The following is a 25,524-nucleotide window of genomic DNA, read 5'->3' on the forward strand; positions in this document are numbered from 1 at the left end:
GCTCCCGCTCGTGGCTGATATCCAGATTCCCGCTGACATCAAGCCCGCCGACGGACGTTTCGGCGCTGGCCCCTCCAAGGTGCGGACGGAGGCGCTGGACGCCCTGGCCGCCACCGGCACGTCCCTGCTCGGCACCTCCCACCGCCAGGCCCCGGTCAAGAACCTGGTCGGCAAGGTCCGCGAGGGCGTCTCCGCGCTGTTCTCGCTCCCCGAGGGCTACGAGGTCGTCCTCGGCAACGGCGGTTCGACGGCCTTCTGGGACGTCGCGACCCACGGCCTGATCGAGAACAAGTCCCAGCACCTGAACTTCGGCGAGTTCAGCTCGAAGTTCGCCAAGGCGGCCAAGCTCGCCCCGTGGCTGGCCGAGCCCACCGTCATCGCGAGCGACCCCGGCACGCACCCGGACCCGGCCGCCGAGGCGGGCGTCGACGTGTACGCGTTCACGCACAACGAGACGTCGACGGGTGTCGCGGCCCCGGTCCAGCGCGTCGCGGGCGCCGACGAGGGCGCGCTGGTCCTCGTGGACGCCACGTCGGGCGCGGGCGGCCTCCCGGTCGACATCGCCGAGACGGACGTCTACTACTTCGCCCCGCAGAAGTCCTTCGCCTCCGACGGCGGCCTGTGGATCGGCGTCTTCTCCCCGGCCGCGATCGAGCGCGCCGAGCGCATCCACGCGTCCGGCCGCCACGTCCCGGAGTTCTTCAGTCTCCCCACGGCGATCGACAACTCCCGCAAGAACCAGACGTACAACACCCCCGCGCTGGCCACCCTGTTCCTCCTCAACGAGCAGCTGGAGTGGATCAACGGTCAGGGCGGTCTCGCCTGGTCGACGGCCCGCACGAAGGACTCGTCCACCCGTCTGTACACCTGGGCGGAGGACTCGAAGTACGCCACCCCGTTCGTGTCCGACCCCACCCAGCGCTCGCAGGTCATCGGCACGATCGACTTCGCCGACGAGATCGACGCGGCGGCCGTCGCCAAGGTCCTGCGCGCGAACGGCATCGTCGACACCGAGCCCTACCGCAAGCTCGGCCGCAACCAGCTCCGCGTGGCGATGTTCCCGGCGATCGACCCGGCGGACGTCGAGGCGCTGACGAAGTGCGTCGACTACGTCATCGAGAAGCTGTAGTTCCCTGGTCACAGTCGTTCTCGCTACGACGACGAAAGGCGCCCCGCGGCCGGTCCGCGGGGCGCCTTTCGTCGTCGTAGGGCAATACACGGCAGCGTGCGGCCGAAGTCCAGGTGAACCCGAAAACCGGACAAACCACCCGCACACCACAGCCACGTAACAGCGAACGCACAGGGAGCAACTCCCGCCCGACCCGGCCGGTCGAACCCGGTGCGTCGCACACCTGCGGCGCAACTCCTCTGCCACCGACCGAAGTTGGAGTTGCCCCATGCCCAGGAAATCCCTGCCGACGCGGCTCGCCGCCACCGCCGCACTGCTGCTCGCCGCAGGCGCCCTGTCCGCGCCCGCCGCCTCCGCGGACGACGCCCCCTCCAAGGCGTACGTCCTGACCGTGACGACCAGCCCCACCACCACGAACTACCAGGAACGGCACGTCGACGTCACCGGCACCGTCACCAAGGCCGACGGCACCCCGGCGCCGAACATCCCCGTCACCCTCCAGGAAGTCGTCCAGTTCACGACCTGGAACCCGTGGGGCGACCCGATCGACCCCAACTACTACGAGCCCCGCGACCTCGGCAAGCCGGTCACCGACGCCAACGGGAAGTTCACGGTCCCGGACGTCGACATCGACCACTCGGGCGGCAGCAGCCTGCTCAACGTCCAGCACGACGTGCACATCACCGCCTCCTACGACGAGGACGGCGACCCCAACACGCCGCAGGACGGCTACTTCACGGAGACCACGGTCGCCGCCAAGGCCCGTACCAGCAAGATCAGTTACTCCGTCAACAAGAAGAAGGTGAAGGCCGGCGACATCCTCACCGTCCAGGGCAAGGTCACCCTCCCCCAGGGCGTCGAGCCCGAGGGCACGGAGGTCTTCCTCCAGACGTACTGGGAGCAGCAGTACCACGTGAAGGTGACCGCCGAGGACGACGGCTTCTTCGTCATGTCGGTCCGCGTCTCCTCCTACGACGACACGTTCGTGCTCCGCACGGCTCCGAGAGACCTGTACGTGGCCGGGGCGACCCAGAAGCTCCCGATCACCAACACGTCCTTGCCCCGGGGGTAGTTGGAGGCCCACGGTGAGGAGGGGGGGCACCACCGGCTTCCGGGTGCCGGGTGCCCCGGACTGCTCGGCCGCCCTACGTCGCCGTACAGCTCACCGTGGGCACAGCCCCGCCCCCCGGAGCGCCTCCGAAGCCGAAACTCGCCGAACTCCCCACGCCCACGGCCCCGTTGTGATCCGCGTTCACCGCCGTGACACTCGTCCCGGTCTGGGTGTACGTCGCGTTCCACATGGTGGTGATCTGCTGGGAGCCGGGCCAGGTCCACTTCACCTGCCAGGACTTGAGCGCCGACGCACCCGTGTTCGTCACCGTCACGGACGCGTTGAAGCCGGCGCCCCAGTCGCTGGTGGTGGTGTACATCGCCGTGCACGCGGCCGTGGACCCGCCGCCTCCTCCGTCCCCGCCGCCCGATCCCGTGCTGGGGAAGCCCGGGGCCTTGATGCCGGCCAGGTAGCCGTCCTTCACCGTGTCCACCGTCTGCCAGTCGTCCTTCAGGATTCCGCCGGTGTCACCGGAGTTGGGGTTCCAGGACCAGAAGGTCCAGGAGAAGGAGTCGGCGCCGTAGGTCGAGGTCGGGCGGAGGTAACTCACCAGTGCCGCAAGCCACTTCTGGTCCACCGTCGACGCCAGGGTCGTGCCGAACTCGCCCACCCACACCGGGGCGATGTTCTGCCGGAAGAGGTAGCCCCAGTACTTGTCCCACACGCCGGGCATGTTCGCCGGGAAGGACGGGTCGCTGAACCAGGGCTGCTGGGCCACGCTCGTCGCGTAGTCGTGGGCCGAGTACACGACCCGGTTGGGGACGGTCAGTCGCACCGGGTACTGGCCCGCGCCCATCAGATTGCCGCCCCACCAGCCGGAGACGCCGTTGTACGTCTGCACGCCCTCCACGAAGATCAGCAGGTCCGGGTTGACCGACAGCACCGCGTCGCCCGCCCGCTCCGCCGCCAGCCGCCAGTCCGTCGCGACGTCACCGCAGCCCCAACAGGCCGGATCGTGCGGCTCGTTGTGAAGGTCGATGCCGATGACGGTCGACTGGCCCGCGTAACGGGCCGCCAGGGAGCGGAGATTGGCGATCCAGGTCGACTCCGGCACCGCCGCCGTGTACCAGAGCGCCGACTGCCCCGACGCGTCCGGGCGGTGCCGGTCGAGGATGACCTTCAGACCGTCCTGGCCCGCGTAGGCGACCAGTTTGTCCATGATCTGGAGGGAGTTGAGGCCCTGGAGGTCGGCGTTCTTGCCGTTGGAGAAGTCGATGCTGTTGGGGACCGTGCCGGACTTGAAGATGTCGTCGCTGTAGGGGAGGCGGATGGTGTTGTAGCCCAGCGACTTCATCTGGTCGATCATGCTCTTGTAGTCGCGTGACCAGAGGCCGTGGACCACGTAGTTGGCGGTCTCGAAGCCGAACCAGTTGATCCCGGCGATACGGACCGGCTGGCCCGCCGCGTCCAGGATCTGGCGGCCGCTCGTGTGCCAGTAGCCGGCGCCGGGGGCGGCGGCCGTGGCACCCGCCGCACTCCCTGCGCTCGCCGCACGCGCCGTACTCGCCGCATCGGCCGCCTGCGCTCCATGGACGCCGGCCAGCGGCAGCAACAGCGCCGCGGCGACGACCCCCAGCGCTCTTCTCAAGCTGCGGAACATGTCGCTGCTTCCTCTCTCGGGAGGGGCGGGTCCGGAACCGATGGGAGCGCTCCCACCACCCGACACCCTCCATGGAAGCCACGCCACATGGACACGTCAAGGCAACGGACATCGGCAATCGTCCACAGTCGGCGGCCGAACCTGTGGAAGCGGCCCGGGAGTTCAGCGCCGGCGGGTGAGGCGCCGGAGGCCGAAGAGCGCGCCGCAGACGACCACGACGGCCACCGCGCCCAGCTTGACGTTGTTGTTCGAACTGTCGCCGCTCGCCGAACTCCCGCCGCCCGAGGGTGACTTGGCGGAACCCGAACCACCGCCGGGGGCGTCCTCGGCCTGCACCGGGCTGTCGGTGCCCTCGCTTCCGTACAGCAGCTTGGTGCCGTCGGGCGAGTAGCTGACGGACTCGCCCTGCCCCTGGAGCGGTACGTCCAGACGCCCCGCGCGCTTGATCTTCCCGCCGTTCCAGTCGTAGTAGATGCCGCCCAAGTAGCCGCGTACGGCGAGCTGTTGGCCGTCCGGGGAGAAGGCGGCGTCGGTGGCCCAGAGGTCCACGGCGGCGATGGGCTTGAAGTAGTTGGTGCCCGAGGTGGAGAGCGTGGCCGGTCCCTCGAAGAGGTGGCCGCCGTCCTCCTTCTTGTCGATGATGTACACGCGGCCGGTCTTGGGGTGCACGACCAGCGACTCGGCGTTGCGGGCGCCGTCCGAGTACTTCACGACGTACTGCGTCGCCCGGATCGTCTGGTCCTTGAGCACCTTCGGCTCGGGCAGCTTGTAGATCCAGACGTAGGGCCAGGTCCCGTCGAGGTTGTCGCCGATGTCGCCGACGTAGATCTCGTTGTGCGGGCCGATGGAGATCGCCTCGACGTCCCGGGGCCTGCCGACGCCGCTGAAGGTGACCGTGGCGACCGTCTTGCCGGTGGCGCTGTCGACGGCGTAGAGGTACGGGCCGTCGTCGCTGTCGTTGTGCGTCCAGTAGATGCCGGGGTGGAGGTGCGAGGCGGCGAGGCCGCTGGACTCCGTGATGCGGGAGTCCGAGATCGTGAACCCCTTGTCGCCCTTGCCTCCGTCGTCGGCGGCGGCCGGTGCTGCTGCGGTTGCGGGCAGGGCGAGCGCGCCGACGAGGAAGCCGGCGCCGAGGAACGCGAGGAAGCGACGCATGGGGCAAGCCTGCCATCCCGCACGGCGGGGCAGCGGGCGGGCTGGTGCGGCGGTGGACTTGCCGGGCAGGGGGGCGTGGTGGGCCTCACACCCCGCCCGTTCCATCCCCCGGCGGTTGATCGTCCATCATGAGCGGATGCTCAGGTTCATGCCCGTAGGCGACTCCATGACGATCGGGAGCGCGGGCGAACACACATGGCGCTACCGGATGTGGCAGCACCTGCGCGCGACCTACGGCGGTCCGTTCGCCGTGGTCGGCCCGCGCGAGACGCTGTACGACAAGGCGACGGACACGCCCACGTCGTACGAGTACGCCGACCCCGACTTCCCGCACTTCCACCTGGCCGGCTGGGGTGAGGGCTGGCTGCACATGGCTCCGCTGATCGGCGAGGCGGTGCGCGCGCACCGGGCGGACGTGCTCCTCGTCTCCCTCGGCCTGATCGACCTGGGCTTCTACACGAACGCGGGGCAGACGGCCGAGAACCTGCGCTCCTTCGTGGCGGAGGCCCGCGCCGCGAAGCCCTCCGTCCGCATGGTGTTCCTGCCGGTGATACCGAACGTCCGGGCCCGCACGGACGTCCCCTTCGCCACCGAGGTCGCCCTCTTCAACGAACTCCAGGCGAAGGCCGTCGCCGACCTCGACGAACGGCGCTCCCCGCTTCTCCTGGCCTCCCTCCCCGAGTCGTACGACGTCGACCACGACACGTACGACGGGACCCATCCGAACGCGGCCGGTGAGCACAAGATCGCGGGGGCGTTCGCGGGGGCGATGCATCAGGCGTGGGGGGTGGGGGGCGAGTACGGCGACGAGAGCGGGAGCGAGAACGCGAACGAGGAACACGGGGGCGCGGCCCGGGACCACGACAGGTACCGGTCGGCCCACTCCTCGTCCAGGCGGTCCGCCTGGCGCTGACGGCCGGGGGTGTCGTCCCGGCTCAGGTGTGGGGGCAACCGGATTTCGACGGTCGATGGCGTGATCACCACGTACCCCGGTCACCGTGCGTATCGTTGTACTGCTGGCTGTGCCCGTTCGTGGGAGCGGCCGGGGAGGAGCGCCGGATGACCGTCCTGGACGACAGGATCGAGATCGACATGGCCGACGAGAACACCGAGCGCTTGGACGAATGGTTCGAGCGACTTGAGCGACTGCCCGTCCCCGAGGGATACAAGGCCGAGATCGTCGGGGGCTTCGTCTACATGACTCCGCAGCGGGACATCCACTGGGAAACCATTCGCGAGATCCTCTGGGCTCTCGAAGATCGCTTCGGGAGGCGGCACGCGCGGGTCTTCTCCGATGTCCGGATCGACTTCCCGGGGAATCAGAACGGCTTCTGCCCCGACGTCGCCAAGCTCCGCGACGGCGCGGCGAAGGACGAAGCGGGCCGTTGGCGGTACGAGGACATCGAGTTCGTCGCCGAGGTCATCTCACAAGGGACGGCATCCAACGACTACGGCCCCAAGAAGGAGGCCTACGCCGCCGCCGAGGTTCCTGTGTACCTCGTCGCCGACCCCTACAGGCACCGGTGCATCGTGTACACCGAACCCAAGGGCGGCGACTACCGGTGCGAGCTGCGGGTCGCGTACGGAACCGATGTCGACCTGACCGCTACTCCCCTGGACCTCACCCTCAGGACCGGCGACTTCCCCCGCGACTGACCCCCTTGCGTAGAGCGCACTCGAAGTCGTTGGCTGGTCACTCATGAAGTACACGCAGCTCGGACGCACAGGCCTCAAGGTCAGCCGACTGGTTCTCGGGACGATGAACTTCGGCCCGCAGACCGACGAGGCGGACAGCCACGGGATCATGGACGCGGCGCTGGCCGCCGGTATCAACTACTTCGACACCGCCAACGTGTATGGCTGGGGTGAGAACAAGGGCCGCACCGAGGAGATCATCGGCAGCTGGTTCGCCAAGAGCCCCGTCCACCGCGACAAGGTGGTCCTCGCCACCAAGGTCTACGGCAACATGGCCGCCGACGGCGACGCCTGGCCCAACCACGACAAACTCTCCGCGGTGAACATCCGGCGGGCCGTGGACGCCAGCCTCAAGCGGCTCCAGACGGACTACATCGACATCTACCAGTTCCACCACATCGACCGCGCCACCCCCTTCGAGGAGATCTGGCAGGCGATCGACACCCTCATCCAGCAGGGCAAGATCCTCTACGTCGGTTCCTCGAACTTCCCCGGATACAAGATCGCCCAGGCCAACGAGATCGCCGCCCGCCGCGGCGGCACCATCGGCCTGGTCAGCGAGCAGTGCCTCTACAACCTCGCCGAGCGCCGCGCCGAGATGGAGGTCATCCCGGCCGCGCAGGAGTACGGCCTCGGGGTCATCCCCTGGTCCCCGCTCCAGGGCGGACTCCTCGGCGGGGTCATCAAGAAGGAGGTCACGGGCGGGCGCCGGGCGAGCGGCCGGGCCGCGGACACCCTCGCCAACCCGACCTCGCGGGCCCAGATCCAGGCCTACGAGGACCTCCTCGACAAGCACGGCATCGAGCCCGGCGAAGCGGCTCTGGCGTGGCTCCTCACCCGCCCCGGCGTCACCGGCCCGATCGTCGGCCCGCGCACCGCCGAACAGCTCGACAGCGCGCTGCGCGCCGTGGAACTGGACCTGAGCGAGGAACTCCTCACGTCACTGGACGAGATCTTCCCGGGTCCCGGTCCGTCGCCGGAGGCCTTCGCCTGGTAGTCGGCGAGGGCGAGCGCCTTTTTTCAGGGGCGCGGGGCGATGACATGTGCGGCTCCGCCGCGTGGGCGCGGCCGGCCCCCGCGGACGCGCAGCCGGCGGTGATCGCGCAGTCCCCCGCGCCCCGCCCTCACTTACCGAGCGCCGCGGCGAGCCCGACGACAACGAACAACAGCACAAGCACACCGGCCATGATCCGGTTCCGGGTTTTGGGGTCCACGTATCCGAGCCTAACCGGCCGCCCCCAGCTCCCAGCGGCCGACCGCCTCGTACCGGGGTTGTTCGCCGGGCGCACCCGACGTCGGCAGGTTGCTGCGTACCAGCGCCAGCTCCCCGACCGTCCATGCCCGCCCGGCGAAGCCGTCGAGCCGCTCGGCATACGGCCGTACGTCCACGGCCTCCCGGCTCCGCGCCACGGTCAGGTGCGGGCGATAGCGCCGGTGCTCCCCCAACGCCACGCCGGCCTCCCGCGCCGCCGCCTCGCACCGGTCGGCGAGCAGCCGCAGTGCCGCGACGTCGCCGTCCACCCCGGCCCACAGCGCCCGCCCCTGCCCGAACTCCCCGCCGCCGCGCACCGCCAGCCCGAACGGCCCGGTCGCCCGCGCGGCCCGCTCCAGCCGGGCGGACAGGTCGGGTACGACGTCCTCGTCGACCTCGCCGTAGAAGGCGAGCGTGAAGTGCCACCCCGGGCGGCCCATCCAGCGGAGCGCGTCCGCGCCCGGGAGGGCCCGCAACTCGTCGACGGCCGTGCCGAGTTGGGCCAGTACGTCCTCGGGCGGCAGGAGGGCCGCGAAGAGTCTCATGGGGGCAGCCTTCCACCACTCCTCGGCGTGGGTGCCCTACGGGGCCGTCGAGTGGCTCGTCCGGGAGTACCGGCGGCCGGGACAGGTGCCGGCCCGGAGGGTGTGACACGCACATCCTCCGGGCCGGTCCGCAACGGTCAGGCCGCCGTGGCCAGTTGCTCCCGTTCCCGGGGTACGAAGGCGACGCTCGGGTGGCCATGGTTCCAGCCGAAGGACAGGCGCAGGTCGCCCATCCGGGCCAGGACCAGGCCGATCGTGGCGGCTGCGGCCGCCGCGATGACGCCGCCGAGGGCGAAGCTCACCCGGGGGCCGTAGGCGTCGGTGATCCAGCCGACGACGGGGGCGCCCAGCGGCGTACCGCCCATGAAGACCATCATGAACAGGGCCATGACGCGGCCCCGCATGGCCGGGTCGGTGCCCATCTGGACGGCGGTGTTGGCCGTGACGTTGACCGTCAGGCCGGCGATGCCTATCGGGATCATGAGCAGCGCGAACAGCCAGTAGGAGGGTGCCACCGCGGCCACGATCTCCAGCAGGCCGAAGGCCGCGGCCGCCGCGATCAGGACGCGGAGGCGGGCGGTGCCGCGGCGGGCGGCGAGCAGGGCGCCGACCAGGGAGCCGACCGCCATCAGGGTGTTGAAGAGGCTGTACCCGCCGGCGCCCGCGTGGAAGACGTCGTCCGCGTAGGCCGACAGCCACACCGGGAAGTTGAAGCCGAAGGTGCCGATGAAGCCGACGAGGACGATCGGCCAGATCAGGTCCGGGCGCTTGGCCACGTACTGGAGGCCCTCGCGGAGCTGGCCCTTGCCGCGCGGGGCGCGCTCGACGACCTTCAGGTCGCGGTTGCGCATCAGGAGCAGGCCGGCCAGCGGGGCCACGAAGGACAGGCCGTTGAAGAGGAACGCCCAGCCGGTGCCGACGCCGGTGATCATGACGCCCGCGACGGCGGGGCCGACGAGGCGGGCGGACTGGAAGTTCGCCGAGTTCAGGCTGACCGCGTTCTGGAGCTGGTCGGGGCCGACCATCTCGGAGACGAAGGACTGCCGGGCCGGGTTGTCGACGACCGTGGCGAGACCGACGGCGAAGGCGGCGACGTAGACGTGCCAGACCTGGACGTGGCCGGAGAGGGTGAGGGCGGCGAGGGCGAGGCCGGTGAGGGCCATCGCGGACTGCGTGACGAGCAGCGTGGGCCGCTTGGGCAGCCGGTCGACGAGGACACCGCCGTAGAGCCCGAAGAGCAGCATCGGCAGGAACTGGAGGGCGGTCGTGATGCCTACGGCGGCGGAGGAGCCGGTGAGGCTGAGGACCAGCCAGTCCTGGGCGATGCGCTGCATCCAGGTGCCGGTGTTGGAGACGACCTGGCCGATGAAGAACAGGCGGTAGTTCCGGATCTTCAGCGAGCTGAACATCGAGGACTTGCCGGTGCGTCCGGCGGTGTCAGGGGTGGGCGGGGAGTCGGGGGTGGCTGGCGCGGGGGCGGAGTCTGCTCCGGGTCCCGGACTCAAAAAAGTCGCCTCCTACAGAGAACGTGTTTTACAGGTGTGCGAGTTTCTCCAGCACGGGGGCGGCGGCGACGATCTTCGCCCACTCGTCCTCGTCGAGGCCGTCGACCAGGCCGGCCAGGAACGCGTTGCGCTTGCGGCGGCTCTCTTCGAGCATCGCCTCGGCCTGGGGGGTCTTGGTGACGACCTTCTGGCGCCGGTCCTCGGGGTGCGGTTCCAGCTGGACCAGACCCTTCGCTTCGAGCAGCGCCACGATGCGGGTCATCGAGGGCGGCTGCACATGCTCCTTGCGAGCGAGCTCGCCAGGGGTCGCGCTGCCGCAGGTGGACAGGGTGCCGAGCACCGACATCTCGGTGGGGCTCAGTGACTCGTCGACCCGCTGGTGCTTGAGTCGACGGGACAACCGCATCACGGCTGCTCGCAGGGAGTTCACGGCGGCAGCGTCGTCGCCATGGGTAAGGTCCGGCATGTTCTTTAGCGTAACTCATTACTCTCGCTAAAGACCAATGGCGACACGCCGGGATGCCCGTGACCCTGGACACTGAACCCTTACATCACCCATATGAGTGATCCCGACGCGGAACGTCACGCGCCACCCGGAGACGCCCCGGACCCTCGTGTTCATGGGGACCAGCGTGCTCAGCCTGCGGATAGACGGGGAGCTGCTCGAACGGCTCCGCGACCATGCCTCGAAAAGGGGAATGAGCGTCCAGGACTATGTGGTCCAGACGCTCATCCGGGACGACTTCGACGAGCGGTTCCAGACCGCCGTCGAGGAGACGGAGAAGTTCTACGGCGTCACGTGACGGCCGTAGCGGCGCGGATCAGGTCAGACCCAGCGCCGGCATCAGGTAGTAGAAGCCGAAGACCGCCGCGACGACGTACATCGGCACCGGGACCTCCCGGCCCCGGCCCGCCACCAGCCGCAGCACCACGAACGTGATGAAGCCCATGCCGATGCCGTTGGTGATCGAGTAGGTGAACGGCATCATCAGCATCGTGATGAAGGCCGGGATCGCGATCGTGTGGTCGGCCCAGTCGATCTCCCTGACGGAGCCCGACAGGATCAGGAAGCCCACCGCGAGCAGCGCGGGGGTGGCCGCCTGGGACGGGACCATCGTGGCGATCGGCGTGAGGAACAGCGCGACGGCGAAGAGCGCGCCGGTGACGACGTTCGCGAGGCCGGTGCGCGCGCCCTCGCCGACGCCCGCCGTGGACTCCACGAAGCAGGTCGTCGCGGACGAGGAGCTGGCGCCGCCCGCCGCGACGGCGATGCCGTCGACGAAGAGGACCTTGTTGATGCCGGGCATGTTGCCCTCGCCGTCGGTCAGCTTCGCCTCGTCGCTGATGCCCATGATCGTGCCCATCGCGTCGAAGAAGCACGACAGCAGGACCGTGAAGACGAAGAGGATGCCGGTCAGCACGCCGACCTTGGAGAAGCCGCCGAACAGGCTGAACTTGCCGATCAGGCCGAAGTCCGGGGTGGCGACCGGGTTCCCGGGCCACTTCGGGGTGGTCAGGCCCCAGGAGGGGATCGTCGCGACCGCGTTCACGATCACCGCGAGGACCGTCATCGTGACGATGGAGATCAGGATCGCGCCGGAGACCTTGCGGACGATCAGCGCGAGGGTGAGCAGCACGCCGAGGATGAAGATGAGGACCGGCCAGCCGTTGAGGTGACCGTCGCCGCCGAGCTGGAGCGGGACGGTGGTCTGGGCGGCGTCCGGGATGCGGGAGATGAACCCGGAGTCCACGAGCCCGATCAGCATGATGAACAGGCCGATACCGATCGAGATGGCCTTGCGCAGTCCGTACGGCACCGCGTTCATCACGCGCTCGCGCAGCCCGGTGGCGACCAGCAGCATCACGACGAGACCGGCCAGCACGACCATGCCCATCGCGTCCGGCCACGACATGCGGGGCGCGAGCTGGAGGGCGACGACGGAGTTCACGCCGAGTCCGGCGGCCAGCGCGATCGGCACGTTGCCGATGACGCCCATCAGGATGGTGGTGAACGCGGCCGTCACGGCGGTCGCGGTGACCAGCTGGCCGTTGTCGAGGTGGTGGCCGTACATGTCCTTCGCGCTGCCCAGGATGATCGGGTTGAGCACGATGATGTACGCCATCGCGAAGAAGGTGGCGAAGCCGCCGCGGATCTCGCGGGGTAGCGAGCTGCCACGCTCGGAGATCTTGAAGTAACGGTCGAGCGCGGTCGGCATTGGATGTTCCTACGAGCAGAAGTGGACAGACGGAAACCGTTTCAGTATGAACATATGAAGACGTCAGGCGCTATCTCCGCGCGTAGACCGGCGTGGGGCCGCGTGTCCCCGCCCAGCGCCCGCCGCCCCCTCATCAGCGCGTCGCACCGCCGCACAGGCCCGTCGCACCGCCTCGTAAGCTGGGGCCATGGCGAAGTGGACACCGACACACGAGGCACCGGAGCCCCTGGAGGGCCCGATCGTCCCGACCATCATCGGCGGCACGATCCTCTGGTTCGTCCTCTTCCTGGTCCAGCTCCCCTTCTACGGCTGGTTCGACGACCACGGTCATCTGTGGTGGCTGTGGACCTGCCTGGCCGGAAGCGGACTCGGGCTGATCGGCATCTGGTATGTCCGGGGGCGCGACGCGGCGCTCAAGCGCATGGCGGCCGAGGCCGAGGCGCGGGGTCCCGCTCCTGCTGCGGAGTGATGAGTCCCCTCTCCACCCGGGGCATCAGCCCGCCCCGCCCGCCGTCCTCCCCTGGTCGGATCTTCCGGGCACTCGGCGGGTGAAGCCGTAAAACCGCACGTACCGTCGAATGCATGACGCACACCGACGCGGGCGCCGAACTCGACCCTGTGCACCCCGTCCCCGTCCCGGCGGCGCGGGCACGCGGGCTCTCCACCGCCGAGGTCGCCGAACGGGTGGCGCGCGGGGAGGTCAACGACGTCCCCGTGCGCAGCAGCCGCTCCCTGGCCGAGATCGTCCGCGCGAACGTCTTCACCCGGTTCAACGCGATCATCGGCGTCCTCTGGCTGATCATGCTGTTCGTCGCGCCGGTCCAGGACAGCCTGTTCGGGTACGTGATCATCGCCAACACCGGGATCGGTGTCTTCCAGGAGTGGCGGGCGAAGAAGACCCTCGACTCCCTCGCGGTGATCGGCGAGGCGAAGCCGACGGTACGGCGGGACGGGGCCGCGGCGGAGGTGAGCACCTCCGAGATCGTGCTCGGGGATCTCATCGAGATCGGGCCCGGTGACAAGGTCGTCGTCGACGGGGAGTGCGTCGAGGCCGACGGCCTGGAGATCGACGAGTCGCTGCTCACCGGTGAGGCGGACCCGGTCGTCAAGCGGCGCGGGGACCCGGTGATGTCCGGGAGTTTCGTGGTCGCCGGCGGCGGGGCGTTCGAGGCGACGAGGGTGGGGCGCGAGGCGTACGCGGCCCAACTCGCCGAGGAGGCGTCCCGGTTCACGCTCGTCCACTCCGAACTGCGCACCGGTATCTCCACGATCCTCAAGTACGTGACGTGGATGATGATCCCGACCGCGATCGGCCTGGTCATCAGCCAACTCGTCGTGAAACAGCACGGGTTCAAGGACTCCGTCGCGCGGACGGTCGGCGGGATCGTCCCGATGGTCCCGGAGGGGCTCGTCCTGCTCACCTCGGTGGCCTTCGCGATCGGGGTCATCCGGCTTGGCCGGAAACAGTGCCTGGTGCAGGAGTTGCCGGCCATCGAGGGGCTCGCCCGCGTCGACACGGTCTGCCTCGACAAGACCGGCACGCTCACCGAGGGCGGGATGGACGTCACCGAACTGCGCCCGCTGGGCGGGGCCGACGAGACGTACGTACGCAAAGTCCTCGGCGCGCTCGGGAAGTCGGACCCGCGGCCGAACGCGTCCTTGCAGGCGATCATCGCGGCCTGTCCGGACAGCGGGGAGTGGCGGTGCGTGGAGTCGCTGCCGTTCTCGTCGGCACGGAAGTACAGCGGGGCGACGTTCAGCGAGAGCGACGGGGAGTCGAGCACCTGGCTGCTCGGGGCGCCGGACGTGCTGCTGGCCGACGACGATCCCGCGCTCGCGGAGACCGCGCGGCTGAACGAGCAGGGGCTACGGGTGCTGCTGCTGGCGCGGGTCTCGGGAGAGCTGGACGATCCCGAGGTGACGCGGGAGGCGTCGGCGACCGCGCTGGTGGTGCTGGAGCAGCGGCTGCGGCCCGACGCGGCGGAGACGCTGGCGTACTTCGCGGACCAGGACGTGCACGCGAAGGTCATCTCCGGGGACAACGCGGTGTCCGTGGGCGCGGTGGCGAAGAAGCTGGGGCTCACCGGGAAGGTCGTGGACGCGCGTCAACTCCCCTCGGACAAGGAGGAGATGGCCAAGTCCCTCGACGAGGGCACGGTGTTCGGGCGGGTCACTCCGCAGCAGAAGCGGGACATGGTGGCGGCGTTGCAGTCGCGCGGGCACACCGTCGCGATGACCGGGGACGGGGTGAACGACGTACTCGCCCTCAAGGACGCCGACATCGGGGTGTCGATGGGGTCCGGGTCCGAGGCGACGCGGGCGGTCGCACAGATCGTGCTGCTCAACAACAGCTTCGCCACGTTGCCTTCGGTGGTCGCGGAGGGGCGGCGGGTGATCGGGAACATCACCCGGGTGGCGACGCTGTTCCTGGTGAAGACGGTGTACTCGGTGCTGCTGGCCGTGCTGGTGGTGTGCTGGCGGGTCGAATACCCGTTCCTGCCAAGGCACTTGACGCTGTTGTCCACGTTGACGATCGGGGTTCCGGCGTTCTTTCTCGCGCTGGCGCCCAACACGGAGCGGGCGAAACCCCATTTCGTGCGGCGGGTGATGCGGTATTCGATCCCGGGTGGGGCGATCGCCGGCGTGGCGACTTTCGTGACGTATCTGATCGCCCGTCACTACTACACGGGGAAGGGATCGTTGGGTGCGGAGACCAGCGCGGCGACCCTGACCCTGTTTCTGATCTCGATGTGGGTGCTGGCGATCATCGCCCGGCCCTACACCTGGTGGCGGATCACCCTGGTGGCCTCGATGGGCGCGGCGTTCGTGGTCGTGCTGGTCGTGCCCTGGCTTCAGCACTTCTTCGCTCTGAAGCTGGTGGGGGTGACCATGCCGTGGATCGCCGTGGGGATCTCGGTGGTGGCGGGGGCGGTGCTGGAAGTGGTGTGGCGGCTTGTCGACCGGCGGGCGGTGGGGTGAGCGGGCCCTGAAAAGGCGGCTGCCCGCGGCCCTTGTTGCGGGGCGCGGGCAGCTGCTCTTGGGGATGGTTACTTGACGTCCACGTAGTCGCCCGCGGCGTTGACCGGGGCCGTGGTGGGCGTGCCCGCGAAGCTGTAGCGGAAGTAGCCGTCGACCGTGGCCTTGACGGTGGTCTTCAGGCTGCCGTTCGTGGTGGTCTTGATGGTCTTGACCGTGGTGTACGTGGTGGAGTTCTTCTTGCGGAACTGGAGCTTCACCGGCTGGGTGGAGTAGCCGGTGTAGTTGTTGGCGTCCCAGTTCGCACGGGTCAGCTTGCCGACGACCGTGATGGTCTTGCCCTTCTTCACGGGCTCCGGGGTGGCGTTGACGGTGAGCTTGCCCAGGCGGGTCACCGGGACGTTGCCCTGGTCGCCCTGGGTCTTGAGAGCGCCGTCGGCGGTGATGGCGAGGCCGCCCGCCTTCCAGGTGCCGGCTTCGGCGTTCGTCACGTCGCCGTCGGACGGGCGGATGTAGATGGTGCCCTTGCAGTTCAGGACGGTGGTCGAGGCGGCGGTGCAGGTGCCCGGGTCGTCGCTGATGAGCTCGCTGGTCGCGGTGGTGATGGAGGAGCCGCGGTAGATGAGCGGGCCGCTGGCGAAGTTGTCGGTGCTGACGTCGAGGCTCGCGTCGTGCGTCACGGTGTAGGTGACCGGGATGGCGACCTTCGCGGTGGCGCCGACGACGACGGCCTTGCCGCTGTTGACCTTCACCTTGGAGAAGGTGACGTCGAGCGTGGCGGCGGCGGTGGCGCTGCCGTCGGCGGTGGCGGCGCCGAAGGCGGCCTTGCCGGACGGGGCGTCGGCGGCCTGCGCGGCCGGTACGGCGAAGGCGGAGAGGACCAGGGCGCCGGAGACGGCTGCCACGGTGGCGCTTATGCGCATGCGTTCCCCAAGTGGAGAAAGGGGGCCCCGACGCGCTGGTCGTTCCGAACGGCTCGTCGTCTGCGCCGGGACCCAAGTGATGGCGGAGCCTGTTGGCTCACGTGATCTGATCCGCGACGGGTGGGAACGGTTGTACGTCTGAGGCGGATTTTATGCGGGGATGACGAAGTCCTGGTGAAAGGCTGGCATTCCGCCTTCCACCAGGACCGGGGGACGCCTTACCTCACGTCGATGAAGTCACCCGTGGCGTTGACCGCCGGGGTGGTCGAGGTGCCCGAGAAGCTGTAGCGGAAGTAGCCGTCGACCGTGGCCTTGACGGTGGTCTTCAGGCTGCCGTTGGAGCTGGTCTTGATGGTCTTGACCGTGGTGTAGGTGCTGGAGCTCTTCTTGCGGAACTGGAGCTTCACCGGCTGGGTCGAGTAACCGGAGTACGTGCCGGCGTCCCAGTTCGCGCGGGTCAGCTTGCCGGTGACCGTGATGGTCTTGCCCTTCTTCACGGGCTCCGGGGTGGCGTCGGCCGTGAGCTTGGACAGCCGCTGGACCTGGAAGGTCTTGGCGTTGCCCTTCTGGACGTAGTCGCTGTCCTTGCCCGTGGCGATCGCCCAGACCTTCCAGCCGCCGGCCGCGAAGTTGAAGGCGTTGGTGCCCGACTGCACGTCGAAGGTCGACTTGCAGGTGGAGGTCGTGGCGTTGACCTTGGTGCAGGTGGCGCGGTGGTCGCTGCTGTTGGCGACCGCACCGGTGTCGGAGGAGTCGATGTCCGCACCGTGGTAGAGAACGGCCTGCGCCCAGCCGACGCCGGAGGCGTCCTTCACGGTGAAGCTGACGGTGAAGGTCTTCTTCGCGGTCGCGGCGACGACGACCGGCTTCCCGCCGTTCACCACGACGCCCGAGATCGTGGTGTCCCCGTGGACCTCGTCGGCCTGTGCGGCGGGTACGGCGAGGGCCGAGAGGGCCAAGGCGCCGGTGACGACGCCGAGGGTGGCACGCATGCGCATGGATTCCCCAGTTACAGAAGTGATCGTGGGCCGGTCGGCCCGGACGATCAGATCCGCGACGAAAGGGAATGGTCGTACGACTCGTGGAAGATTTCCGCGAGAGTCGTGAAGCTCGCTCCTCGGCTCAGTCGAACCACCGGTCCCGGGCCAGCTCCCCCGTCCTGGACGGGTCCTCCAGCAGCGCCGCCACCTCGAACCGCCGGGGCCACTGCCCCGCCGCCCAGGCGAGGCCGGCGGCGACGCCTTCCAGGGTGGAGGCGTGCAGGACGCCGTCCCGGCCGCGGCGCCAGTCGATCTCGGTGCCGTCCACGACGAGTTCGTCGTGTTCGACGTAGGTCGTGGGGGTGAGCGGGCCGAGGAGGACGCGGACGGACTCCGGTACGTCGTGTTCGGTGCCCTCGGAGGTGACCTCGCCGGTGACCGACTCGCTGAGCCGGCGGACCTGGAAGAGCTCGGCCAGCTCGGCGGCGCGGGACGGGCGGACGGGCAGCAGCGGGACTCCGGTGGTGAAGGGGAGCAGGTCCGGGGAGTCGACGACCACCGCGTCCGCCGCGTCCACGACCGTCACCTCGCCGTCGACCACGGCCCGCAGGTCGTCCGGGAGGGTCACCTGTTCCGGGTCGAGGTCGGCCAACGCGCCGTACAGGGCGTGCAGTTGCGCGCCGGTGACCTCTCGGTCGGGGTCGGCGAGGCGGTCGAGGAGTTCGGCGGCGCCGCCGGGCTCGTCCAGCAGGGCGGCCACGGAGGTGCGGACGCCGAGCGCCCGGAGTACCTGTTCGTCGTCGAAGCCGGTCGCGTCGGCCTCGTCGTAGAGACCGCGCAGGAGCGGGTCTCCGCCGGCCGCGAGCAGGCCCGCCGGGCGGCGGCCGTCGAGGACCGGGTGGCCACGCAGCCACCAGGCCGTGTACGGGCGTACGACCTCGTGGGTGCCGTCGGGCAGCAGGATGCGGACCTGCTGGGTGATCGCGTCACGGAGCGGGGGCTGGGCGAGGAGGGCGAGGGCCTGGGGCCAGCGGTCGTCGTCGACGAGGTCCAGGTCGCGGACGGCGACCAGTTCCGTGGCGACGGGGGGTACGGGGGTGTCCGGGAAGCGGTCGAGGACGTCCTCCGACCACACGTCCACGGAGTCCAGCAGACCCGGGTCGTCGGGTTCCGCGAAGTCGCCGTCGCGGGGCTCCAGTTCGTCCGGGTCGAGGACGACGTCGGTGGCGCGGACGAGGGCGAAGGTGGCGAGGACTCCGCAGGCGGCGAGCGGCTGTTCGCCCCAGCGATCGGCCAACTCGGCATCGACGAAGGCGAGTTCCCCCTCCCGCATGATCTGTGCGAACGGGCTTCCGGGCAGCACCAGTTCACCGGCGGGGGCGAGTTCGCCGTCCTCGTCGGGCAGGGCGAGGGCGCCGAGCCAGGGTTCGTCACCGGGTTCGAGGCCCGCGTCCCGGACCAGGGCGAGCACGGTCTCCGCCAACTCGTCGCTGTCCGGGGCGGCTTCGTCCCACATGGCCCCGCCCTCCTCGTCGAGGGAGGCGGCCACGGCGGCCCGTACCTGGGGGGTCGTGAGCACCGCGCGGGGCGTCGCGGGCAGGGCGCCGAGCTTCTCCAGGAGAGGATGCGCGGCGTCCGGGTGGGCGACCTTGAGGCCGAGGCGGGCGAGGACTTCGGGCTCCACCTGGGCGGAGTCGGCGGTGGGGAGGAGGACTTGGCGCGGCCCGATCGTCGTCCTGCCTCCCCCGGCTAGCGGCACGGGCAGTCCGGTGAGCCGGTCGGGGTCGACGCCCGCGAGGCTGTCGTAGAGCCGCCGCCACCACTCCGGGTCCTTCTCCAGGCCGGCCAGCCGGTCGACGGCGTCGGTGAGGGGGAGCCGGGCGACGCCCAACGTCCTGAGTTCCACGCGCCGTTCGAGGCCGGCGGGCAGGAGGGTGGGGAGCACCTCGGCGAGGACGCGCACGGTGTCGGCGCCCGCGCCCTCGACGACCTCGGCGTCCCGGGGCCGTAGCGCCTCGGGCAACTCCGTGTCGTCGGGGGCGGGTTCGAGGGCGGGCGGGAGGAAGGAGGTGCGCGGCAGTCGCGCCAGGATCGCCTGGCGCAGGGTGCCGTCCAGCTCTCCCTTGCCCAGCGGGCCGGGCACGAGGTCGATGATGCCGGCGGTCACCGGCCGCCAGGCGGCGAGGAGTTCGACGTAGGCTTCCGCCGCGCGCTCCACCACGAAGTCGGTCAGCGGGCCGGGCGCGGCGTGGCGGCGCGTGGTGTCGAGGGGCAGCGAGGCGATCAACAGGGCCGGTACGCCCAGGGGTTCCTCGCTGGGCGTGGGCGCGTGCACGACAGGGCTGGTGCGGGGCCGGGCGGGCGTCCCGTCCTCGTCGACGGGCACGGCCCAGGTGACGGACCAGTAGGGCCGCAGCCGCTCTTCTACGGGCCGGTCGGCGAGCAGTTCCTTGGCGAGTTCCCCGTGCGCGGCGACGGTACGCCAGCGGGTGCTGCCGTCCCGGCTGTCGTCCACGACGGTGTCGGCGCGGTCGGTGCGGCGGGTGAGGGTGCGGGGTGCCTGGTCCCCGACCTCGACCACGACCTCCATGAGCCCGGGGAGCGCGAGCAGAAGAGCGTCGTCCACGGCGTCGAGGAGGCGCTCGGCGAGGTCCTCGGCGGCGGTGTCGCGCAGGGGGAGGATGACGACGGTGTCGTAGGAGTCGGGGGCGGTGCCCTCGGCGGCGAACGGGAGGCGCAGCAGCGGGATGTGGCCGTCGCGGCGGCGGATCTCGGTGCCGAGTCCCGGGCTGTGCCGGGCGGTGTCGTCGGCGAGGTCGCGGGCCTCGGCGAGGGACCAGCGGACGCCGCCGTGGCGGCCGACGACGGCGGGTTCGTCGGTGACGGCGACTACGGCGGCGAAGCCGACACCGAACCGTCCGACGGCGCTGTCACCGGCGTCGCGTTTCGCGGAGGCGCGCAGGGTGGCGAGGGATTCGACGCCGGTGGCGTCGAGGGGAGCGCCGGTGTTGGCGGCGCACAGCACGCCGTCGCGGAGGGTGAGCCGCAGCCGGCCGGCCACGCCCGCGCGGGCGGCGGCGTCGGCGGCGTTCTGGGCGAGCTCGACGACGAGCCGGTCCCGGTACCCGCCGAGGACGAGGTCCTCCTCGGCGTTGGCGTCCTCCCGGAACCGGGCCGGGCTGGTCGCCCAGGCATCGAGCACCCCACGCCGCAGACGGGCGGTCCCGAACGGGTCGGCACCCTCGGCAGCGGGCCGCACGAACTTACTCACGTACGTTCACTCTCCTCATCGGCGTCGCGACGAAGGTACCGCGCGGAGGAGGGTGGAGCTGCCGGGGAGGGGGCGCCGGCCCGCCCCACGTCGGGCAGCGCGCGCCGGCCCCTGACTCGGGCTCCGGAACCGGGAGTTCATCCAGGTCGAGGGTGACGGTGCGGTGGACGGGGATGCCGTAGCGGCCGTACGTGGCCGTGCGGTCGTCTCCCGTGAGCCGTCGGATGACGGAGAGCTACGAGTGCCCCAGCTCCGCCGTCTCCTCGTCCGCGCCCACCGGCACCGATCCGGAATCCGGCGCGGGCCGCAGCGGGAAGGGGTCGACCATCGTCTCGTCGATCACCGGGGCCGGCGGCTGGGGCGGTTTGGGCATGACGGCTGCTTCGGAGTGGCCGCCGCAGCCGTAGGCCAAGGACACCACGTGGCCGTCGGCCGGGGAGAACTCGTTGGCGCAGATGCCGAAGGCCTGGCCCAGGGAGCCGCCGATGGCGACGAGGAAGCCGCAGCTGACGCAGGCCGCCGGGGCCGCCTGGGCCATCGGGGTCTTCGGGCCGAAGCCGTCCTCCCAGCGGTCGGCGGCGACATGCAGGCCGTAGCGGGAGAGGACGCGGGCGCGGCGGATGCCGAGTTCTTCGGCGACGGCGGCGATCGAGCCTCGGGTGGGGGCGACCGGGAGGGTGGCGGGGGTGCCCGCCATCACCTCGGCGTCCTCCGCCTCGATCAGTTCCGCCATCTCCTCGGAGACGGCGGAGTTCGGCGGGGGCTCGTCCTCGCCGGTGTAGCCGGGCTCCAGGCGCAGATCCTCCGCGTCGGTGGGGAGCAGGTCGCCGGGGCCCATGTCGCCGGGGCGGAGGCGCTCGCTCCACGGGACCCATTCGGGGGCCAGCAGGGAGTCGGGGCCGGGCAGCAGCACGACCTCGTCGAGCGTCACCAGCTTGGCGCGGGACGCCCTCGCGACCGTCACGGCCCAGCGCCAGCCCCGGTAGCCGAACTCCTTGCACTCGAAGAAGTGCGTGACCACCCGGTCACCGTCGGATTCGAAGCCGGCGTGCTCGCCGACCACGCCGGGCGCGGCGGCCTCCTCGGCTGCGGCACGGGCGAGGTCGACGGCCTCGGCGCACAGGCGGTCGGGGGTGCGGCTTCGCGTGGTCGCTGCGCTCACAGGTATCGCTTCTCTCCTACGCCGTCTCACGGGTGCGCCTGTTGCGGCGAAGGGAGCGGACGGAGCGGCTGAAAGACATGTACCAGGCCCTTGGGGGCACTGGTGGAGGGCCGCGTCGACGTCCGCACCCGATCGCGCTCGGGCACGCCTACGCCATCCATTCTGCGGGATGGCCGAGAGGCGCGCGGCCGAGAACAATCGCCACGGCGCGCTACGCACGCTACCTTCTCCCGCGCCATGCGCCCACACCGACGGTCCCGGTACGGCATCGAATACCGTCCGCGATCCCTCTCCGACGGGGCCGAGATCCGTCTGCGACGGGCCCGTGATCCGTCTCCGACACGTTCCCGATCCGTCTCCGGCCTGTCCGCGATCCGTCTCCGCACGGCTCCATACGCGCGGTAACGGCGATACTCGCGCCGTTCTCGGGGCACTATGACGGGGTGGCAGCCGCGAGGTCGCCCCAAGGCGCCACCGGAGTCGGTGGCACGAAGGGGAACATCCGAGGTGGCGGTTCGGGCCGGGTGAGCGGTTCCGTCCGCGCGATGGGTCGTGCCCTGCACTTCCCCGTCACCGGTACCGCCCGCGGTATCCGCAAGGCCACCCACGCGCACGGCGCGGGCGAGTCGGGCCTCGGCCGCCTCATCGAACTGCACGCGGTGAACGGCGCCGGCGACGTGATGATCACGGTCGCCCTCGCGTCGACCGTCTTCTTCTCCGTACCGACCGACGAGGCCCGGGGCCGCGTCGCGCTCTATCTGGCCATCACCATGGCGCCGTTCACCGTCCTCGCGCCGGTGATCGGCCCCCTCCTCGACAAGCTCCCGCACGGCCGCCGCGCCGCGATGGCCGCCGCGATGCTCGCCCGCGCCCTCCTCGCGCTGATCATCTCCGGCGCGGTCGCCAGCGGCAGCCTGGAGCTGTATCCGGCCGCACTGGGCGCCCTGGTCGCCTCGAAGGCGTACGGCGTCGTCAGAAGCGCCGTGGTGCCCCGGCTGCTGCCGCCCCGCATCTCCCTGGTGAAGGCCAACTCCAGAGTCACCCTCGCCGGCCTCCTCGCCACCGGCGTCGCCGCGCCCATCGCGGGCGGCCTGCACGCCATCGGCGACCCCTGGCCGCTCTACGGCGCCTTCGTGATCTTCGTCGCGGGTACGGTCCTGTGCTTCTTCCTGGACCCCAAGGTCGACTCCGCCAAGGGCGAGGACACGGCGCTGCTCGCGGCCGACGAGGACCATCTGCACGGCCCGCACCCCAAGGAGGTCAAGCGGCCGGGCCTGCGCACGGTCGGCATCGCCGTCACCCACGCGCTGGGCGCAAACGCGGCGCTGCGCTGGCTCTCCGGGTTCCTGACCTTCTTCCTCGCGTTCCTGCTGCGCGAGCATCCGATGACCGGGCAGAGCGCGGCCGTGTCGCTGGGCATCGTCGCGGTCTCGGCGGGTGTGGGCAACGCGCTCGGTACGGCGGTCGGTTCCTGGCTGCGGCAACGGGCCCCGGAACTCATCATCGTGACCGTCGTCGCCCTCGTGCTGGGCGCGGCCGTCACCGCCGCGATCTTCTTCGGCGCCGTGCTCGTGGCCTGCCTCGCCGCCACCGCCGGGTTCTGCCAGGCGCTGGCCAAGCTGTCCCTGGACGCGCTGATCCAGCGGGACGTGCCCGAGCTGGTGCGCACCTCGGCGTTCGCCCGCTCCGAGACGATGCTCCAGATGGCCTGGGTGCTCGGCGGCGCGATCGGCATCGTCATGCCGCTGAACGGCACCCTCGGCCTCACCCTCGCCGCCGCGGTCATCGCCGTGGGCTGGCTGACCACCCTGCGCGGCCTGCTCACCTCGGCCCGGCACGGCGGCACGGGGAGCCCGCGAGTGGCCTAACCCGCGGTACCCGGCCCGGCACGCCGCACCCCAGGTGGGGGGAGGACCGGACGGGCCCGATAGCCTTCGCCCATGACCATGCAATCCGCTGTGCGACGCCGCCGCGCCGTCGCCGCCGCCGGCGCCGTTTCCGCCGGACTGCTCGTCCTGTCGGCGTGCGACAAGCCGACGCCGATCTCGACGATCACCGTCGGGAGGAACTCGGTCCACACGGAGGCCACCTGCTACAACGACGGCGACGCGGTGAAGACCGCCGACCTGCCGAAGTGCCTGAAGGCCTCCACGTCGATCTCGGTCGACCCGGACGCCACCGTGCGCTTCGGCGTCGACCCGAAGATCGCCGACAGCGGCTGGACGATCCTGATGAACGGTCAGCCGCTGACCGACTCCAGCAAGAAGACGTACCGGACGATCCCCGGCAGCGTGTTCTTCAACACCCAGTACGGCGCGACCGGCAACTCGACCGTCGTCTCCATCAAGGAGGGCGACAAGACGGTCAAGGGCCTGTGGTCCTTCAAGTTCAAGAAGGACTCCTGACCACGTCCTCCCTCCGTGTCCTCGTCGCCACCGCCGTCCCCGCCGAACGGGACGCGGTGGCACGGGCGTTCACCGGCGACACCACCGTGGATGTCATCGCCGCCGGGGTGGGCCCGGCCGCTGCGGCAGCCGCCACGGCCACCGCCCTGGCCCGCACCCCCTACGCCCTCGTCGTCTCCGCCGGGATCGCCGGCGGCTTCCAGCCCGAGGCGCCCGTCGGCTCCCTCGTGATCGCCGACGAGATCACCGTCGCCGACCTGGGCGCCGAGACCCCGGACGGGTTCCTCCCGGTCACCGAACTCGGCTTCGGCACCGTCACCCACCGTCCGCCGAATGCACTCGTACGAGAGCTCGCGACCGCGACCGGCGCCCGCACCGGAGCCGTACTCACCGTCTCCACGGTGACCGGCACGGCCGCCCGCGCCGCGGAACTCCGCGCCCGCCACCCCCGTGCCCTCGCCGAGGCGATGGAGGGCTTCGGCGTGGCCGAGGCAGCCGCCGCCCACGGCGTCCCCGTCCTGGAACTGCGCGCGGTCTCCAACCCCGTCGGCCCGCGCGACCGCACCGCCTGGCGGATCGGCGACGCGCTCGCGGCACTCACCGCGGGATTCGGGAAGTCCGCGACCGTACTGGAGAGTTGGAACAGGCATGACCTCATCCGCTGAATCCACCGAGCCCCTTCAGATCGCCTTCTCGCCCTGCCCGAACGACACGTTCGTCTTCGACGCCTGGGCGCACGGCCGGGTGCCGGGCGCGCCCGCGCTCGACGTGACCTTCGCGGACATCGACATCACCAACGGCATGGCCGAACGCGGTGAATTGGACGCGCTGAAGGTGTCGTACGCCGTGCTGCCGTATGTGCTCGACGCGTACACGCTGCTGCCGTGCGGGGGTGCGCTGGGGCGCGGGTGCGGGCCGCTGGTGCTCACCCGGGGGCCCGGGGACCTGACGGGCCGTACCGTCGCCGTGCCCAGTGAGCGGTCGACGGCGTATCTGCTGTTCCGGCTCTGGGCCGCGGACACGATTCCGGGCGGGGTCGGGGAGATCGTGGTCATGCCGTTCCACGAGATCATGCCGGCCGTGCGGGACGGGAAGGTCGACGCGGGACTCGTCATCCACGAGGCCCGCTTCACGTACCAGAACTACGGGCTGCACAAGCTCGCGGACATGGGCGAGCACTGGGAGGCGACGACCGGACTGCCCATCCCGCTGGGCGCGATCATCGCCAAACGGTCGCTTGGCGCCGAGCGGTTGAAGCTGATCGCCGACTCCATCCGGGAGTCCGTCCGGGCCGCCTGGGCCGATCCCGAGGCTTCCCGGCCGTATGTCATGGAGCATGCCCAGGAGATGGACCCGGGCGTCGCCGACCAGCACATCGGGCTCTACGTCAATGAGTTCACGGCGGACCTCGGGGACGACGGGTACGCGGCGATCCGGGGACTGCTGACGCGGGCGGCGGCGGAGGGTCTTGTGCCCGCGCTCGCACCGGACGCGCTCACGTTTCCCTGAGCCGCGCCCACCGGGAAGCCCCGACGCAACGGGCCGAGAGGCTGGTGTCGCCGCTCGGCCCGCACTCGCCCGGATTCTCCCGGGCCGTCG

General features: G+C 70.6%; 22 protein-coding genes. 12 read left to right on the forward strand and 10 right to left on the reverse strand.

The genetic code is table 11. The features are described 5' to 3' along the window. Positions 1-10 precede the first annotated feature (10 nt). Together serC and ACIRB1_RS13755 are read left to right on the forward strand one after the other, a co-directional pair. On the forward strand, positions 11-1,129 hold the full coding sequence (gene serC, locus ACIRB1_RS13750; protein ID WP_352183255.1) for a phosphoserine transaminase: 1,119 nt from the start codon (positions 11-13) through the stop codon (positions 1,127-1,129). Between the two features lie 268 nt (positions 1,130-1,397). Further along, positions 1,398-2,201, forward strand: coding sequence for an acyl carrier protein (locus tag ACIRB1_RS13755; protein WP_403465656.1), 804 nt, complete (start codon positions 1,398-1,400; stop codon positions 2,199-2,201). 73 nt (positions 2,202-2,274) lie between these two features. Here ACIRB1_RS13755 and ACIRB1_RS13760 read toward each other — a convergent pair whose 3' ends face one another. Together ACIRB1_RS13760 and ACIRB1_RS13765 are read right to left on the reverse strand one after the other, a co-directional pair. Beyond that, positions 2,275-3,840, reverse strand: a complete 1,566-nt coding sequence (locus tag ACIRB1_RS13760; RefSeq protein ID WP_403465657.1) for a cellulase family glycosylhydrolase — start codon at positions 3,838-3,840, stop codon at positions 2,275-2,277. A gap of 162 nt (positions 3,841-4,002) precedes the next feature. Beyond that, entirely contained in the window at positions 4,003-4,995 is a 993-nt protein-coding gene (locus tag ACIRB1_RS13765) for a WD40 repeat domain-containing protein (RefSeq protein WP_352183252.1), read from the reverse strand. Positions 4,996-5,131: 136 nt separating this feature from the next. On the opposite strand from ACIRB1_RS13765, the gene ACIRB1_RS13770 reads away from it, so the two are divergent. From ACIRB1_RS13770 to ACIRB1_RS13780, 3 genes are all read left to right on the forward strand, one after another. After that, a complete protein-coding gene (locus ACIRB1_RS13770; protein ID WP_403465658.1) occupies positions 5,132-5,908 on the forward strand; it encodes an SGNH/GDSL hydrolase family protein in 777 nt (258 codons plus the stop codon). Between the two features lie 146 nt (positions 5,909-6,054). Then, positions 6,055-6,651 carry a Uma2 family endonuclease gene (locus ACIRB1_RS13775; protein WP_352183250.1) on the forward strand — a complete coding sequence of 199 codons (597 nt, stop codon included), beginning with the start codon at positions 6,055-6,057 and terminating at the stop codon, positions 6,649-6,651. Between the two features lie 43 nt (positions 6,652-6,694). Then, positions 6,695-7,687 (forward strand): aldo/keto reductase, encoded by a 993-nt coding sequence (locus ACIRB1_RS13780; RefSeq protein ID WP_266771229.1) that lies wholly within the window; start codon positions 6,695-6,697, stop codon positions 7,685-7,687. A gap of 227 nt (positions 7,688-7,914) precedes the next feature. On the opposite strand, the gene thpR is transcribed toward ACIRB1_RS13780, so the two are convergent. From thpR to ACIRB1_RS13795, 3 genes are all read right to left on the reverse strand, one after another. Beyond that, complete coding sequence (thpR, locus tag ACIRB1_RS13785) at positions 7,915-8,487, reverse strand: RNA 2',3'-cyclic phosphodiesterase (protein WP_352183248.1); 573 nt, start codon at positions 8,485-8,487, stop codon at positions 7,915-7,917. A gap of 137 nt (positions 8,488-8,624) precedes the next feature. Further along, entirely contained in the window at positions 8,625-9,896 is a 1,272-nt protein-coding gene (locus ACIRB1_RS13790) for an MFS transporter (RefSeq protein ID WP_403465789.1), read from the reverse strand. A 124-nt stretch (positions 9,897-10,020) separates the two neighbouring features. Further along, positions 10,021-10,458 carry a MarR family transcriptional regulator gene (locus ACIRB1_RS13795; protein WP_352183246.1) on the reverse strand — a complete coding sequence of 146 codons (438 nt, stop codon included), beginning with the start codon at positions 10,456-10,458 and terminating at the stop codon, positions 10,021-10,023. 148 nt (positions 10,459-10,606) lie between these two features. On the opposite strand from ACIRB1_RS13795, the gene ACIRB1_RS13800 reads away from it, so the two are divergent. Continuing rightward, entirely contained in the window at positions 10,607-10,795 is a 189-nt protein-coding gene (locus tag ACIRB1_RS13800; RefSeq protein ID WP_266776641.1) for a ribbon-helix-helix protein, CopG family, read from the forward strand. Between the two features lie 18 nt (positions 10,796-10,813). Here ACIRB1_RS13800 and ACIRB1_RS13805 read toward each other — a convergent pair whose 3' ends face one another. Continuing rightward, on the reverse strand, positions 10,814-12,208 hold the full coding sequence (locus ACIRB1_RS13805; RefSeq protein WP_352183245.1) for an NCS2 family permease: 1,395 nt from the start codon (positions 12,206-12,208) through the stop codon (positions 10,814-10,816). A 187-nt stretch (positions 12,209-12,395) separates the two neighbouring features. Between ACIRB1_RS13805 and ACIRB1_RS13810 the strand changes: the two genes are divergently transcribed. Both ACIRB1_RS13810 and ACIRB1_RS13815 read left to right on the forward strand, forming a co-directional pair. Next, a complete protein-coding gene (locus ACIRB1_RS13810) occupies positions 12,396-12,677 on the forward strand; it encodes a DUF2530 domain-containing protein (RefSeq protein ID WP_352183244.1) in 282 nt (93 codons plus the stop codon). A gap of 113 nt (positions 12,678-12,790) precedes the next feature. After that, the gene (locus tag ACIRB1_RS13815; RefSeq protein WP_403465659.1) at positions 12,791-15,187 is read left to right on the forward strand and encodes a cation-translocating P-type ATPase; all 2,397 of its coding nucleotides are present in this window, start codon (positions 12,791-12,793) and stop codon (positions 15,185-15,187) included. 68 nt (positions 15,188-15,255) lie between these two features. On the opposite strand, the gene ACIRB1_RS13820 is transcribed toward ACIRB1_RS13815, so the two are convergent. The 4 genes from ACIRB1_RS13820 to ACIRB1_RS13835 form a co-directional block, all read right to left on the reverse strand. Continuing rightward, the gene (locus tag ACIRB1_RS13820; protein ID WP_403465660.1) at positions 15,256-16,107 is read right to left on the reverse strand and encodes a hypothetical protein; all 852 of its coding nucleotides are present in this window, start codon (positions 16,105-16,107) and stop codon (positions 15,256-15,258) included. Positions 16,108-16,325: 218 nt separating this feature from the next. After that, positions 16,326-17,105 (reverse strand): calcium-binding protein, encoded by a 780-nt coding sequence (locus ACIRB1_RS13825; protein ID WP_403465661.1) that lies wholly within the window; start codon positions 17,103-17,105, stop codon positions 16,326-16,328. 124 nt (positions 17,106-17,229) lie between these two features. Continuing rightward, positions 17,230-20,358, reverse strand: coding sequence for a sacsin N-terminal ATP-binding-like domain-containing protein (locus ACIRB1_RS13830; RefSeq protein WP_352183240.1), 3,129 nt, complete (start codon positions 20,356-20,358; stop codon positions 17,230-17,232). A 235-nt stretch (positions 20,359-20,593) separates the two neighbouring features. Further along, positions 20,594-21,520, reverse strand: a complete 927-nt coding sequence (locus ACIRB1_RS13835; protein ID WP_352183239.1) for a DUF3027 domain-containing protein — start codon at positions 21,518-21,520, stop codon at positions 20,594-20,596. Between the two features lie 443 nt (positions 21,521-21,963). Here ACIRB1_RS13835 and ACIRB1_RS13840 point away from each other — a divergent pair, with 443 nt between their 5' ends. From ACIRB1_RS13840 to ACIRB1_RS13855, 4 genes are all read left to right on the forward strand, one after another. Further along, the gene (locus ACIRB1_RS13840) at positions 21,964-23,388 is read left to right on the forward strand and encodes an MFS transporter (protein ID WP_352183238.1); all 1,425 of its coding nucleotides are present in this window, start codon (positions 21,964-21,966) and stop codon (positions 23,386-23,388) included. Between the two features lie 72 nt (positions 23,389-23,460). Beyond that, a complete protein-coding gene (locus tag ACIRB1_RS13845) occupies positions 23,461-23,925 on the forward strand; it encodes a DUF2771 domain-containing protein (protein WP_352183237.1) in 465 nt (154 codons plus the stop codon). Beyond that, entirely contained in the window at positions 23,895-24,590 is a 696-nt protein-coding gene (locus ACIRB1_RS13850) for a futalosine hydrolase (RefSeq protein ID WP_352183236.1), read from the forward strand. Before ACIRB1_RS13845 ends, ACIRB1_RS13850 begins: the two co-directional genes overlap by 31 nt. Continuing rightward, positions 24,574-25,434, forward strand: a complete 861-nt coding sequence (locus ACIRB1_RS13855) for a 1,4-dihydroxy-6-naphthoate synthase (protein ID WP_352183235.1) — start codon at positions 24,574-24,576, stop codon at positions 25,432-25,434. Before ACIRB1_RS13850 ends, ACIRB1_RS13855 begins: the two co-directional genes overlap by 17 nt. The last annotated feature ends 90 nt before the right edge of the window (positions 25,435-25,524 follow it).

The organism is Streptomyces sp. NPDC096013 (assembly GCF_044763565.1).
Classification (GTDB): Bacteria; Actinomycetota; Actinomycetes; order Streptomycetales; family Streptomycetaceae; genus Streptomyces.